This window comes from Acinetobacter sp. 10FS3-1, assembly GCF_013343215.1.
GTDB lineage: Bacteria > Pseudomonadota > Gammaproteobacteria > Pseudomonadales > Moraxellaceae > Acinetobacter > Acinetobacter lwoffii_C.
This window is the reverse complement of record NZ_CP039143.1, coordinates 762,557-777,382: the sequence shown is the minus strand read 5'-3', so window position 1 is coordinate 777,382 and position 14,826 is coordinate 762,557. Positions and strand designations below refer to the sequence as shown.

The following is a 14,826-nucleotide window of genomic DNA, read 5'->3' as shown; positions in this document are numbered from 1 at the left end:
ATTTCAAAATGAATAAACATACTGCTAAAACTTATCGTACAACCAACTGGTCTTCCTATAATCGCGCTCTCATTAATCGGGGCAACATTTCCATTTGGTTTGATCCAAACACTCAGTGGTATGCACAACCACAAGACAAGCAAGGTCGAAATCAAACTTACTCCGATAAGGCTATTCAATGCTGTTTAATGATCAAATCTTTATTTAGACTCTCTTTACGCATGGTCACAGGTTTTGTTCAATGAACCGTACCGGGTTTGTCGGAGAGTCAATATTCTGAGAGACTACCCCGATGACAAAATTAAAATATACCCCTGAAATCAGAGAAAGAGCGGTTCAATTATTGATTGAATCTGAAAAAGATTATCCTTCTACTTGGGCTGCAATCACAGCAATTGCGCCTAAGATTGGTTGTACTCCTGAAACACTTCGTGCCTGGCATCAAAAGCATTTAGATCAGCAAAATCCTATTAAAGTACAACAGATATCTGATCAAGAAAAAATGAAGCAAATGGAACGTGAAATTAAAGAATTAAAGCGTGCCAATGAAATTCTACGTAAAGCAGCCGCTTTTTTCGCCCAGGCGGAGCTCGACCGCCCACACAAATAATGGTGGATTTCATCCATAACAATAAAGATCGATATGGTGTTGATGCGATTTGTAGGATTTTACCGATCGCAGCTTCAACCTATTACCGAACTTTAGATCTCGCGGATGAGAAGCATTGCTTCGCAAGGGAACATCGAGCGAAACGAGATCTACATGATGAGCATCATGCTGAACAAATTAAACGAATTTGGAAAGAAAGTTCAGGTCGATATGGTGTGCGTAAGGTCTGGCAACAATTGAAACGTGAAGGTTATGTTATCGCACGTTGTACAGTTGCTCGATTGATGCAGAAGCTAGGTATACAAGGTGTTTGGCGTGGTAAGAATAAACAAACCACCCGTAGCCGAGATGATCAAAAAAGAGCAGATGATTTAGTGAAACGTAATTTTAATGCTGATCATCCTGACCAACTGTGGGTGAGTGACTTTACGTAGGCTTTGTTGCACAAACCTAGCCTATAAGGTTTATTCAGTCCTATAATTTCAAAATGAATAAACATACTGCTAAAACTTATCGTACAACCAACTGGTCTTCCTATAATCGCGCTCTCATTAATCGGGGCAACATTTCCATTTGGTTTGATCCAAACACTCAGTGGTATGCACAACTACAAGACAAGCAAGGTCGAAATCAAACTTACTCCGATAAGGCTATTCAATGCTGTTTAATGATCAAATCTTTATTTAGACTCTCTTTACGCATGGTCACAGGTTTTGTTCAAAGTCTGATTAAACTTTGTGGATTAAATTGGACCGCACCAGATTACAGTACGCTTTGTCGAAGACAAAAACATATTAATATTGCGATTAGCTATCAAAAAAGTAGTGATGGGCTACATCTACTCGTCGACTCAACTGGCTTAAAGTTTCTAGGTGAAGGTGAGTGGAAACGTAAGAAACATGGACCTGAATATCGTCGCCAATGGCGTAAGCTTCATATTGGCATCGATGCTGAAACCTTGCAAATACGTGCAGTACAGCTTACTACAAATAATGTGAGCGATTCGCAAGTACTCGGTGATTTACTTGCTCAAATTCCCTTAGATGAACGAATTGATTCGGTCTATACCGATGGTGCTTATGACACGAAGCACTGCAGACAAGTCATTCTAGATCGAGATGCACATGCGGTCATTCCGCCAAGAAAAAATGCAAAACCATGGAAAGATCAGAAATTGAGATCTTTAGAGCGGAATGAGTTACTGAAAACAGTTAAACGTTTAGGAAGAACGCTTTGGAAAAAATGGTCTGGTTATCATCGTCGAAGTTTAGTTGAAACCAAGATGCATTGCATCAAACTATTAGGTGATAAATTAACAGCAAGGAGTTTTTCTAGTCAGGTGAATGAGATTCATGCACGCATAGCCGTATTGAACAAATTTACAGAATTAGGTCGTCCTCATACCCAAGTTGTCACTTGAATTCTGTTCAAATGAGCAGAGTGTTGTCTTTTAAATCTTTGTGCAACAAAGCCGCTTCAATTTAAAAAAGACCAAGGCTACCAAACAGATTATGTGATGCTATGTCCCAAGACTAAGGAACCATTCTTTAATGAAAAACCACCTAGAGAGCGTCTTGTAGAAGCGATGAAAGCGTGTTCTATACGTCACCGCCCTGCATACAATGCAAGGCATACTTATGCGACGATGTTGCTGATGGATGGCGTCAATCCAATGTTTGTAGCCGATCAACTTGGACATAGCCTACAAATGCTGATCAAACGCTATACAAAATGGTTGCATGGGGATAAAAATAAGCAAGAAATTGCAAAACTTAGCGTAGCACGTACGGCCTAAAAACTTTGAAATCAAAAGCTCTTGGAATGAAAAATGTGGCAAATGTGTGGCAATAAAAAAGCCACTTAATATAAGTGGCTGATTTATAACAAGAATTTTGGTGGAGATGGCGGGAGTTGAACCCGCGTCCGCCAGCACTACGCTCGAGAATACTACATGCTTAGATATCGTCTATTGTTTTAACTCTTTGTGACCCGACGAACAGGGTACAAATCGCGATCCTCTTAATTTAGTACAAAACCCCGAGGCTTGGTTTTATACGGACTTGTGTGCTTGCGCTTCAGTCGGGATCTCTAACCACAAGTATTCAGAGATGCGGACAAGCTGCCCTTAGGCAGCTAGAGCGTATGATTCGTCGTTTGCGACTATTAAAATGCAAATTTGATTTACGAGAGAAAATGCGCTCTCGACATGCATCTATGAGTTTCATCACCAGCGTCGAAGCCAGAAACACCCCCAAAGTAGGATTCATCATAGCATAACTGTGAAGAATTGCGATGCCATTTTTCAAACAATTACACTTTGATATGCCTTAATTTAATAATTGCGCTAATATTTTGTTTTTCAAGTCCTATAAAAGAAACATTCATGAGCTATTTATTGGCCCTTGATCAGGGAACGACTTCAAGTCGTGCGATCATTTTTAATGAACATGGACAGGTTCAGGCAACGGCTCAACGCGAGACCCATATCCAGACGCCATATTCAGGCTGGGTCGAACAGGATGCACAGGAAATCTGGAGCTCCCAAATTGCAGTCGTCCAGCAGGCACTGGCTACAGCGCGCATTCTTGCCAAAGATATTAAAGCCATTGGACTGACCAATCAGCGTGAAACCACAGTGGTATGGGACCGCCGTAATGGTAAACCCTTGGCACCCGCCATTATCTGGCAGGATCGCCGGGCAACCGATTGGTGTAATCAGCTGATCCAGCAAGGCCTTATGGATCAGGTACAACAAAAAACCGGATTACGTATAGATCCTTATTTTAGTGCTGGCAAACTGGTTTGGCTACTGGCAAATATTGATGGATTGCGCGCCCTAGCTGAGCAGGAGCATGTGGCTTTTGGCACCATTGATAGCTGGTTAATCTGGAACCTGACCCAAGGTGCCGAGCATATTATTGAAGCCAGTAATGCATCCCGGACCATGCTGATGAACTTGCACAATCAGAGTTGGGACGAAGAGTTATTAGAACAATTTAATATTCCGACCTCTATCCTGCCAAGAATTGTGAGTTCCGATTGCTATATTGCAGATACTGCACCCGGTTTACTCGGTGCGACTATCCCCATCACCGGAATTTTAGGTGACCAGCAATCTGCTCTGTTTGGACAGTCATGTTTTGAGCCTGGTACTGCCAAAAACACCTACGGTACTGGCTGTTTTATGCTCTTCAATACCGGCCATGATATTCAGTTCAGTCAAAATAAGCTCCTTTCTACCCTCGCCTGGCAGGCACAGGACAAAACGACCTATGCACTAGAAGGCAGTGTATTTATGGCTGGCGCAGTAGTACAGTGGCTGCGTGATGGTCTCGGTATTATCCAAAAAAGCAGTGATGTCGAAAAGCTCGCCAGTACAGTCGATGATACAGATGGAGTAGTTCTAGTGCCTGCCTTTACCGGACTCGGTGCACCGCACTGGGATAGCGAAGCCCGCGCCCTGCTCTGTGGTATGTCACGCGGCACCCATAAAGCCCATATTGCCCGTGCCGCGTTAGAGTCAATTGCCTTTCAAGTTTCAGATGTATTGACCGCAATGCAATCGGATATTAGCCATCCCTTAAAAGAGTTACGCGTTGATGGCGGTGCCAGTGGTAATGACATGCTGATGCAGTTTCAGGCAGACCTGCTAAATGTACCGGTATTACGTCCGAAAATGCTGGAGTCTACCGCTTGGGGTGCTGCAGCAATGGCGGGCTTAAAATCTGGCGTATTTGCAAGCTTTGATGAAATTGCACAGTCGTGGCAACTCGACCGGGCCTTTGAACCCAAAATGCAGGATGACAAACGTGCAGCACATTTAGCCAAATGGCAAAATGCCTTAAAACGGGCAAAGTCAGATTTATAAGCCTGATAAAAACCGCTGTCTACTACCGGTTTTCTATTGAATATTTTCTTACTTACTACTTTATATTGCGCTGAGATCAACACCCAGGGAGAGTTCAAAATGAGTTTTACTGGCTTGTTATTTTTTGCGGCCATGAATGATGGTACATCTTGATAACAATCCCCCGATAGAACAATGTAAGCTGAAAATTTAAATGTATAAGCACCTCTGCTTAGAAAGGTGCTTATATACTCAGCTCATAGCCAATCTTGAGCTGCCAGATGGATTAATATGCATAAGAGGCAATAGCTGTAGCAATCGGCTTGTCTTCGTTATTGACCATAGTCATGCGCATGGTACAGCCCTTACGCCCCAATCTTAAGGTTTCTGCACGGGCAATAAAATATTTCCCGCGTCCCGGTGCCAGATAGTCTACCCGCATATCCACTGTTGCCAGACGTGATACTTTTTTAATGGTCTCGGCAATGGTTTCTGGTCCTGCCTTTTTATATAGCTCTCCCATGGCCACAATCCCGCCAATACTATCGAGTACCGTGGCTGCCAGACCACCATGCAGAATCTGGAAGGCCACATTACCAATCATAAAGTCCTGCATCTCAATATAAGCTTCAATCTGACCATCGACGATCCGCATGGTCATACCATTATGCTTAAAAAAAGGAGAGGCATTAAAAGCATGTACCAACTGATTTAAAACCACATCAATATCCACCTTTGCTCCTAAATGTATACTACCTGTCCAGTTTTTCTCTGTCTTAGTCATAAGTCTGTCCGAAGCCACCACAATAAAACCGCTAATTTATGCCCAAAAATTTCAGATAGGGCTACAATAGCAGCCTAGTTTAATACTGATTGCTGAGATTTTTATGACCTATACGTTCAATCGTCCCGCATTTCCTGCAACTCGCATGCGTCGTATTCGTAAAAATGAGCATTTACGTTCTATGGTACGTGAAACGCATCTCAGTGCTGACCACCTGATTTATCCAGTTTTTGTACTGCCCGGGCAAGACCAGACGCAAGACATTCCAAGTATGCCCAATGTGCAGCGTCTGTCTGCTGACTTGTTGCTAAAAAAAGCGGAACGCTTGCTGGAACTGGGTGTGAATAAACTGGCGCTGTTCCCGGTAACGCCGCAAGAAGATAAAAGTCTGCTTGCAGAAGCAGCCTGGCGCGAAGATGGGCTGGTACAAACCACCGTACGTCTGTTAAAAAAAGAATTGCCGGAACTGGTATTGATTACCGACGGCGCGCTGGACCCTTATACTACCCATGGTCAAGATGGCATCATTGATGAAACTGGCTATGTATTAAATGATGAAACAGTCGAGGCCCTGATTAAACAGGCCCTGAGTCATGCAGAAGCAGGCGCCGACATCGTAGCCCCGAGCGACATGATGGATGGTCGTATTGGCGCGATCCGTCAGGCTCTCGAACAACAAGGTCATATTTATACTGCTATTATGGCCTATTCAGCCAAATATGCGTCGAGCTTCTATGGCCCGTTCCGTGATGCAGTCGGTTCTGCCAGCAACCTGAAAGGCGGCAATAAATACAATTACCAGATGGATGTTGGCAACCGCGCCGAAGCCCTGCATGAAATTGCTCTGGATATTCAGGAAGGTGCAGACATGGTGATTGTCAAACCTGGCATGCCGTATCTGGATATCGTTCGTGAAGTCAAAGACACCTTTGGTCTGCCGACCTTTATCTATCAGGTCAGTGGCGAATATGCCATGCTGGCCGCTGCAATCCAGAATGGCTGGTTATCTGACAGCGTGATTCTGGAATCTTTGATGTGCTGTCGTCGTGCCGGTGCAGATGGTATCTGGACTTATTTTGCTGAAGAAGCAGCTGTTAAACTGAAAGAGATGAAATAAACAGAAGGACCCTGGCGCAATGCATATCGCCATTATCGGTGCGGGTATTACCGGATTAATGTCCGCACTGGAACTGCTGGAACAGGGATGTTCGATCACGATTTTGGATCAGCAGGCCGCCGGACAGGCAGCGTCCTGGGCCGGAGGCGGCATTCTCTCCCCCATGTATCCCTGGCGTTACCCAAATGCCGTCAATACTCTGGCTCGCCATGCCAAACCGCTGTATCAGGCCTGGAATCAAAAACTGCAACCGTCAAGCGGAATTGATTTTCAGATTCATAACACGGGCATGCTGATTTTTGATGAGTCCGATTTTGAAATTGGTTTGCGTTATGCCGAGCAATATCAGGATCCGCAGCAGCAGGCGCAACTTCTCGATCAAAGGCAGCTCGGACAGATCAATCCCAGAGTAGATCAGACGAAGTTCAAACAGGCTCTCTATTTTCCTGAACTGGCCAATATCCGCAATCCCCGACTGCTAAAGTCGATCATCAGCTATTTGAGGCAGCATCCCCGTGTGATCTGGCAGGAACATTGTAAAATCAGCCAACTCGATATACAGCAAGGTCATGTTCAACAGATATCAAGCGAGAATGGATTGAGTTTTCAGGCAGATCAGTTTGTGATTGCAACCGGCGCATGGTCAGCTTACTGGTCGGAACAGCTCGGCTTTAACATTCCGGTACAGCCGGTACAGGGCCAGATGTTGCTATTTAAAACACCAGAGCACTGGCTGCCCAGCATGTGCATGCACAAGGTCATGTACCTGATCCCACGCCGTGATGGTCATGTGCTGTGCGGTTCCAGTATGCGTCAGGTCGGCTTTGATACCTCCCCTTCACCCGAAATCCGTCAGGATATTTTTACTGCCTGTCTGGAGATGGTGCCAGAGCTGGCTGATTTTCCGATGGTGAAACAATGGGCCGGTTTAAGGCCCAGCTCACCCGATGGCATTCCCTATATTGGCAAAGTGCCGCATCTGGACAATCTCTGGATCAATTTCGGTCAGTTCCGTAATGGCCTATGTATGGGCGCTGCGTCGGGGAAACTTCTGGCCCAGCTCATGCTGGAACAGCCGACTTTTGTTGATCCAGAGCCTTATAATCCGGCACAGCGTTTAGAAACTCAGGCTTTAGCGGTTTAACACTTCCAGTAGCGCCTCTTTCAGAGTCGGATAGCTAAAAGTAAAACCAGCCTCCTGTAAAGCTTTAGGCTGAACATACTGTCCATTTAAAATCAGTTGGGATTGCTCGCCCAGCAGCATTTTCATGCTGCATGCGGACAGGGGAAAGAAAGGTCTACGGTTCAATAGCTGCGCAGCTATTCGAGCAAATTGAGCCTGACTGACTTTTTCTGGAGCCACCAGGTTAAAAATCTGGGGCTGAGTCGATTCCTGCATCAAAAATTCGATGGCCCGCATGACATCCTGAAGATGCACCCAAGTCACCGGCTGGCGGCCATGACCAATCCGGCCAAACAGATTAAGTTTGATGGGCAATAACATCTGCGGAAGAATTCCTCCACCCTTAGCAAACACCACACCTAGACGAATAATCTTGGTGTTCTGCTCAGGATAAGATAAGGCCAAACGCTCCCATTCGGCACATAGCTCGGACATAAAAATGTCTTGTGCCGGGCTCTGTTCTGTACACACCGTATCCCACTGCTCTTTAGGATCAATGCCATAGTAGCCCACAGCAGAGGTTGAAATAATCCGTTTGGGCTTGATCTGATATCTTTCCAGATGCTCAAAAAGTTGCCGGGTGGTCTTTAGACGACTATCCTTCAGTTTCTTTTTACGGGCGGTGGTCCAGCGACCCTGACCAATACTTTCACCAGCCAGATTAATCACATAGTCAATCTGCTGGTTTTTTAATTCATCCAGATCATGAACCCAGCGAAAATCCGGGTGGGCGTTGCGCAAGTTTTTCTGTCGGGTCAGACCGATCACCGCATAATCCCGTGCCAGTAAGAACCTTACCAGATGGCTGCCAATAAAACCGCTGGCACCTGTCATCAATACGACTGGTTTATACATACCGATCCTGCACTATTCTTCTTGTCATGATTCAGAGTATACGCTGCTCACCTATCAAAATGTCGAGTATAAAAATATTGATCAGTAAATGAAAACTCAGGCCATCCAGAACATTTCGGCAGTTACTCTTTGGCTCATTTTATTTATTAAATAAAAATTTGCGCTAAAACCATCTGAATATTAAAAATAGCCTGCGGTCTGGTTGATAGCTGGGTTAATTTAAAGTTGGGTTAATTTATAGATTTGATTTTACTAACCCTTTAAACATCCTGGTTTAGGAAGATAAGAGTTGCAGAAGCTTATATTTACCTTGGATAACCTCATTATTCATAAAATTCTGCAAATAACTGTGTATAGCCGAGATCCAAATTTTGAGAGAGCCAAAGTCTTTTATCTATACACGACGTCCTGTCAGGATGAGTAATCTTTGACCTCCGTGTCCACTCACATATTTAAGGTTTTCTTGTACACAACGGTTGAATGGCAACTATAAACCAGAAATTTTAGCTGCCATACGCTGTGCCTGTTTGCCATAAAACCAATAGGTCAGCAAATAAAGTGGAATGGCGATCAGAAGGAACATAATCACGACAATGCTGACAAATTGCGGCTGTTGCAAATACAGCAAAAAATCCTGCCAGGCATTCGGATTGGAACGGGTTGCAATCACAATCCCCAAAATTAAAAACGCCAGATTATAGCCCCAGTAAATCAGACTGAAGCCCAAGCTAAATTTTTTACGTTCGGTTGCAGAGGGTGCACGGCGCTGCTGTTTTAAAAATTTAAACAGAACCCAAATCATCGCCACCAGATAAGGCACAATGGTCAAGATGGCGCCCATGCCGGTTGGCAGCAAGGCTGCCAGCACTCCGCAAATACAGGTAAAGACAAAGCACAGGAAGAAAAACCAGAGAAAATAGCGAGTTAGCGGCACCATTAGAAGAATCCAAAGACGATTAACAAGCTAGTATAAAAAAAATTAAGTTTTTTTTCATTTTATTGTCAACCTCAGCCAAGATCATGACGTTATATAGGGTACAAGGTTCGAAAATTTGGACTGGCATCCACAAGTTTTCGTTCACTTCGCTAAAGCAATAAGTTCAGTGCAGGTGGAAATTTTGAACAGCAGCCAAAATTTTCATCTGCACAATTTTTGACCGACGATTTCACTATCACTCGAATCGTCGGTTTTTATTGTTTGGGCGCTGCATTTTGTCACTCTGACCAGATGAATCAGGGACTGTTTTATAGGAGCTAACATAAGGATCAGTCCTTATTTTTCAAGTCTGCTTTGCCTGGTTTGCATAAAAACTGGTTTAAAAGGGTAAATTTTTTCAAACCGGCCTCCCCCAATGAATGAAAATAAAAACAACCTGAAGCTGAATAAAGATGAGACCCGGCCTATACTTAAAAGCTGTCTCAACGATGGCAGGCAAACTCAGCAGGCTCTACGACCAAGTTCAACGGCTTACAAGCAAATAAGAAAGTATTTTTCAAGTAGACTTTTACTAGCGCTTTTTTCTATAGTAGCAAGGCAAAAATAAAGGTTGGTATACATGGCAGTTCATTTTCTTCATACTTCTGATTGGCATTTGGGGCAATTCTTCCATAACCATGACCGTGAATTTGAACATGCGCAATTTCTGATCTGGCTGCTTGAACAAATCAAGATCAAACAGCCGCATGCCCTGCTCATCGCTGGGGATATTTTTGATGTCATCAATCCGGCTTCAAGTGCACAACGACAGCTGTATCAGTTTCTTGCTGATGCGCATGAGCTGGCACCCCATATGCAAACCCTGATGATTGCCGGTAACCATGATTCAGGTTACCGGATTGAACAGGTACAGCCTTTACTGACCAAATTTAATGCCAAAGCGGTGGGGATTGTCGGCCGAACCTCGACCAATCAGCTTGATCTGGACCGTCTGCTGGTGCCAATTTATGACCAGAACCGAACGATTGTGGCCTGGTGTCTGACCTTGCCCTATTTACGCAGCGCTGAAATTACCGGAATTAACGAACATACTCATAACAGTCAGAATGCCATCAGTTATCTGCATCAACAGCTGATCGCAGAAGCCAAAGCACGTAAGGCGCCCCATCAGGCTCTGATTTTAATGTCACATGCGCATATGCAAGGTGGTGAAACCTCAGATTCTGAACGCCCGATTATAGTGGGCAATGAAGAAGCGCTTTCAACGGCGCTGTTTGATGAAGTCATCGACTATGTAGCACTTGGCCATCTGCATAAGCCGCAAAAAGTAGGCCAAGCGCATATCCGTTATAGTGGCTCGCCAATTCCTCTATCCTTTAGTGAGATCAACTATTCGCATCAGGTGGTTGAAGTCAAAATTGATCCCGAGCAAAAGGCTGAACAGCGCTTTCAGTTTGCAGCCCTGCAAGTACCGCGTACGGTAGAACTGTTTAGAATCCGGGAAAATCTGGACAATCTGATGAATAAAATCCAGGCGCTACCTGCGGGTGAAATTGAACATCTCGCTGCCCGGCATTTTCTGGAAATTGAATACACAACCGATGCTCCGCCGCCAGTCGATTTACGTCAGCAGATTGAACAGGCGCTGCCAGTCAATCGTTATCGTCTGCTCAGGATCAGCCGGGTTTATCAGCGTCAGGCAGAAGATCCGGCGGATAGTTCCAAAATTGATCTGGCGCCTCCAACGCCGGAATCACTATTTTTTAATATCTGGGAAAAAATGGGCTATCGTCAGGACCATTCGATACAGCAGGATTTTCAGCAGCTGCTGGTCGAAGCTCAGCATGAACTTGCCCAAAAACAACAAGCTTAGGATCAGCCATGAAAATTATCCGTCTGAGCCTGAATAATCTGGCCTCGCTGGCTGGCACTCATCATATTAATTTTGAATCCAGCCCGCTGGCTTATGCAGGCCTGATTGCCATTACCGGAAAAACCGGCTCCGGCAAGTCCACCTTGCTCGATGCCATGTGTCTGGCGCTATATAACGAAATTCCGCGTCTGAAAGGTGCAACCGGTAGCCTTAAAGATGCGGGCGGCCAGGATGTCTCCATCAAGGACACCAAGAATATTCTGCGCCGTGGCTGCGTACAGGGTTTTGCCGAGCTTGAATTTATCGCTTTGGATCAGAAACGCTATACGGCACGCTGGGAAATCCGTCGTGCCCGGCAGAAAGTCGATGGTAATTTAAAAGTAGAACGGGCCATTACCTGTCTGGATGATCAGCGGGTGTTAAACCAGAAAATTTCTGAATGTACCCCACTGATTGAAAAACTGGTGGGCTTGAGTTTTGAGCAGTTTACCCGTGCGGTTCTGCTGGCTCAGTCTGAAGTCGGTGCCTTTTTAAAAGCCAAGGATAATGAGCGTGCCGATTTACTGGAATATCTGACCAACTCACAGATTTTCAGTCTGGTCAGCCAAAAAGCATTTGAAAAACATAGTGAAGTTAAACAGAAACGGGCTGATCTAGAAAAACAGATTGGCTATCTGGAGCTATTATCCGAAACAGATATTGCCACCTTAGAGCAGCAACATACTGCCTTAAAACAGGTGATTGAGCATTTTAACCAGAGTGAAAAAGTGCTGGACAATGATCTAAAATGGCATCGCCAGCAGCATTATTTATATACTGAAATTCAGGCCAAAAAAGAAATTTATATGGTTCAGCTGGATGCCGAGCAGAAGATGGCACCACAACAACAGCTGCTGGAACAGCTGGACCAGTTTCAGCAGATTCGGGAACAATTTGTCCAGCAACAACAGCTCCACAATCAGCGTAGCCATTTTCTGGCCGAGCAGCACAGTGTCGTTGCCGAGTTTTCAGCGATTCAGCAGCAACGTGACACTCAGCAGCAGAAGCTGCTTCAATTGCAGCAACAGCAACAACAACAGCAGCAAGAATTTCAAAAGATCAAACCCTATCTGGATCAGGGATTAAAACTGGATCATGAGCTACAGTCAGTGGGTGAGCAGTATAAACAGCTTGCAGCAGAGCAACAGACTTATAAAGCCCGGCAGATTCAGCCTGTACAGGAGCAAATCCTCCGGACCGAACAACAGTTACAACAGCTTCAGCTGCAATCTCAGCAGATTCAGGCACAACTCGAACAACAGAAATTTTTAGCGGCTTTTGATCATGAGCCGCAGGCCACCCTGCAACGTTTGCAGGAATATCAGGCACTGCGTGAAAAATTTATGCAGCAGTCTCCGGCAGTTTTTCAAGCTGGCCCCGCTGAACTGCAACAGCAGCAACAGCGCTTAGCTGAAAATTTGCAAGAATTCACGCAGCGCTATACCGATCTGGAGCAGCTCGAACAGCAATTACAGCAACTGCAAAGCCAGCAACAACAAGCCAGCATCCAACAGTTAAAACTGGAAAGCCTGATCCAGGCTGCCCAGAAAATGGCTGGACTTGAGGCTGAAAGCCAGCAACTGAATAGCCAATTACAGCAGCATCAAAATACCTTAAAGCAACTCACCACGGAACTGCTTCAGTTACAACAACAGCGCCAAGAAGCCGAACAGTCCTTTGAACAACTGCAACAGATGCTCGCGCAGCAACGCCTGTTACAGGCCCAGAGTGTGCAGGAATTACGCGCCCAGCTAAGACCTGATGAAGCCTGTATGGTTTGTGGCAGTCATAAACACCCTTTTGTGCAGCATCAGGAGTTACTGGAAAATGCCTTGCAGCAGCTGCATGATCAACAGCTTCAGGAAGCCCAAGAAAAGTTGCAGCAACAGACTCATGCATGGCAGCAGGCACAGATCCAGCAATCTCAATTACATACCCTGATTGAGCAACAACAGCAGCGCAATCAACAGCTCACCACCACACTGGCACAGCAAAAATTCCAGCTTCATGAAGAGATGCAACACTTTGGCTGGCAAGTGAATGCAAGCCAGAATACCGAGCAGCTACAACAGCAGCTTGGCCAGCATGCGATTCATCTTCAGCAAGAACAACAGCAGCTTGCACAACAACTCCAGACTCAGCAAGGTGACTGGAAACGCTGGCGTCAGCAACAACAACAACTGGATCAGCTGCGTTTGAGCATGCAACAGTATCTCCAGCTAGAACAGATGATTCAGCCCGTGCTGGCCCATTTGCCCGAGTCCCTGCAAAATGTCTGGGTCAAGGATACTGGCTCGAGCTGTCAGCAGCTGTCTCAGCAACTGCAACAGCGCCAGCAGCAATCCCAAGAGTTTAAAACCCTAGAAACCCACATTCAAAACCTCAATCAGCAACTTGAAAAAGCACGTGATCAGTTGATTCTGCATCAGCATCATGAGGGGCAGTTACAACAAAAGCTGGATACGGCGCTTCACCAGGGTAAAGCGTTACGTGAACAGCTGAATAGCCTGACTCTCAGTCATGCCGGACAAAGCTATCGCACGGCACAGGAATGGCGTGACCATCTGGAACAGCAGCAACACATACTGGATGAGCAGCTACGGGCACAACAGCTTATTGCCCAGCAACATGAGCAGCATTTGCAACAGGCTGAATTGAAAAAGCAGAGTATCAGCACCCAGATTCAGCAACTGCAGCAGCAGATTGAACAATGTCAGCAGGCGATTCAACACTGGCAAAGTCTGCATACTGATTTTAATCATGAGCATATCCAGCAGTGCCTAAATATTGATCTGCAACAGCACCAGCAAATCCGCCAGCAATTACAGCTACAGCATCAGACTGTAGAAAATGCCAAAACAGCCTGGCAGATTCTGGAAGAACAATATCAGCATCATCTGAAATCCAAGCCTGAACTGAGCTTTGAAGAAGTTGAACTACACTTAAATAAACTGGCTCAGGAAAAGGCTGAACAACAAAATGCCTTTAATGAAGTCGATACCAAGCTAAGGATTCATGTCAATAATCAGGTGACCTTGCAAAGACACCAGCATCAGATTGAACAGGTCAAAGCTGAAGAATACCGCTGGGGTCGGATCTATGACCTGATCGGACACAAGGAAGGCAGCAAATTCCAGAAAATTGCCCAGGAGCATCATCTGGATATATTGGTGGAATACGCTAACCAGCAGTTACAGCCGCTGGCACCGCGTTATCAGCTGTACCGGATTCCGGACAGTTTAAGTCTGGCCATTATTGATCTGGACATGAACAGCGAAGTGCGTCCGGTGCTCTCTTTATCCGGGGGGGAAACTTTCCTGGTTTCACTGGCCCTGGCTTTGGCGATTGCCAATATGGCCTCCGGCTCGATGAAACTGGAATCCCTGTTTATTGATGAAGGCTTTGGTACGCTAGATCCGGCCTCCTTGCACATGGTAATGAATGCTCTGGATCATTTGCAGAGTCAGGGCCGTAAAGTGGTACTGATTTCGCATGTTCAGGAAATGCATGAACGCATTCCGGTACAGATTCAGGTCAAACCGGTCGGTGCCGGTGCCAGTACAATCGAGATTATAGGTTAA

The 14,826-nt window shown here is 45.4% G+C and carries 9 protein-coding genes, 1 other RNA gene, 3 pseudogenes and 1 other annotated feature; of the genes and pseudogenes, 9 read left to right on the top strand and 4 right to left on the bottom strand.

The window, feature by feature from the left end:
- Positions 1 to 8: 8 nt before the first annotated feature.
- The 4 genes and pseudogenes from E5Y90_RS03615 to E5Y90_RS03600 all read left to right on the top strand — a co-directional run.
- A pseudogene (locus E5Y90_RS03615) lies at positions 9 to 242 on the top strand (transposase); the annotation flags it as partial.
- Between the two features lie 50 nt (positions 243 to 292).
- Positions 293 to 1,041: pseudogene (locus E5Y90_RS03610) on the top strand (IS3 family transposase); the annotation flags it as partial.
- Positions 568 to 684: a sequence feature (AL1L pseudoknot), on the top strand. Its footprint overlaps the pseudogene before it by 117 nt.
- A 56-nt stretch (positions 1,042 to 1,097) precedes the next feature.
- The gene (locus tag E5Y90_RS03605) at positions 1,098 to 2,030 is read left to right on the top strand and encodes an IS5 family transposase (protein WP_174659433.1); all 933 of its coding nucleotides are present in this window, start codon (positions 1,098 to 1,100) and stop codon (positions 2,028 to 2,030) included.
- A gap of 54 nt (positions 2,031 to 2,084) precedes the next feature.
- A pseudogene (locus E5Y90_RS03600) lies at positions 2,085 to 2,405 on the top strand (site-specific integrase); the annotation flags it as partial.
- Between the two features lie 98 nt (positions 2,406 to 2,503).
- Here E5Y90_RS03600 and ssrA read toward each other — a convergent pair.
- Positions 2,504 to 2,863: a transfer-messenger RNA gene (ssrA, locus tag E5Y90_RS03595) on the bottom strand.
- Between the two features lie 130 nt (positions 2,864 to 2,993).
- On the opposite strand from ssrA, the gene glpK reads away from it, so the two are divergent.
- Positions 2,994 to 4,478 carry a glycerol kinase GlpK gene (glpK, locus tag E5Y90_RS03590; protein WP_174659432.1) on the top strand — a complete coding sequence of 495 codons (1,485 nt, stop codon included), beginning with the start codon at positions 2,994 to 2,996 and terminating at the stop codon, positions 4,476 to 4,478.
- Between the two features lie 265 nt (positions 4,479 to 4,743).
- On the opposite strand, the gene E5Y90_RS03585 is transcribed toward glpK, so the two are convergent.
- Positions 4,744 to 5,241 carry a thioesterase family protein gene (locus E5Y90_RS03585; protein WP_151204233.1) on the bottom strand — a complete coding sequence of 166 codons (498 nt, stop codon included), beginning with the start codon at positions 5,239 to 5,241 and terminating at the stop codon, positions 4,744 to 4,746.
- Positions 5,242 to 5,344: 103 nt separating this feature from the next.
- On the opposite strand from E5Y90_RS03585, the gene hemB reads away from it, so the two are divergent.
- Both hemB and E5Y90_RS03575 read left to right on the top strand, forming a co-directional pair.
- Positions 5,345 to 6,358 (top strand): porphobilinogen synthase, encoded by a 1,014-nt coding sequence (gene hemB / locus E5Y90_RS03580; RefSeq protein WP_174659431.1) that lies wholly within the window; start codon positions 5,345 to 5,347, stop codon positions 6,356 to 6,358.
- Positions 6,359 to 6,377: 19 nt separating this feature from the next.
- A complete protein-coding gene (locus E5Y90_RS03575) occupies positions 6,378 to 7,502 on the top strand; it encodes an NAD(P)/FAD-dependent oxidoreductase (protein WP_174659430.1) in 1,125 nt (374 codons plus the stop codon).
- Here the strand turns inward: E5Y90_RS03575 and E5Y90_RS03570 are convergent.
- Together E5Y90_RS03570 and E5Y90_RS03565 are read right to left on the bottom strand one after the other, a co-directional pair.
- The gene (locus tag E5Y90_RS03570; protein ID WP_174659429.1) at positions 7,491 to 8,396 is read right to left on the bottom strand and encodes a TIGR01777 family oxidoreductase; all 906 of its coding nucleotides are present in this window, start codon (positions 8,394 to 8,396) and stop codon (positions 7,491 to 7,493) included. The two genes, E5Y90_RS03575 and E5Y90_RS03570, sit on opposite strands and share 12 nt — an antisense overlap.
- A 487-nt stretch (positions 8,397 to 8,883) precedes the next feature.
- Positions 8,884 to 9,333: an ABZJ_00895 family protein gene (locus E5Y90_RS03565; RefSeq protein ID WP_174659428.1), complete on the bottom strand. Its 450-nt coding sequence runs from the start codon at positions 9,331 to 9,333 to the stop codon at positions 8,884 to 8,886.
- Between the two features lie 619 nt (positions 9,334 to 9,952).
- Here E5Y90_RS03565 and E5Y90_RS03560 point away from each other — a divergent pair.
- On the top strand, positions 9,953 to 11,206 hold the full coding sequence (locus E5Y90_RS03560) for an exonuclease SbcCD subunit D C-terminal domain-containing protein (protein ID WP_174659427.1): 1,254 nt from the start codon (positions 9,953 to 9,955) through the stop codon (positions 11,204 to 11,206).
- Between the two features lie 8 nt (positions 11,207 to 11,214).
- Positions 11,215 to 14,826 carry an AAA family ATPase gene (locus E5Y90_RS03555; RefSeq protein WP_174659426.1) on the top strand — a complete coding sequence of 1,204 codons (3,612 nt, stop codon included), beginning with the start codon at positions 11,215 to 11,217 and terminating at the stop codon, positions 14,824 to 14,826.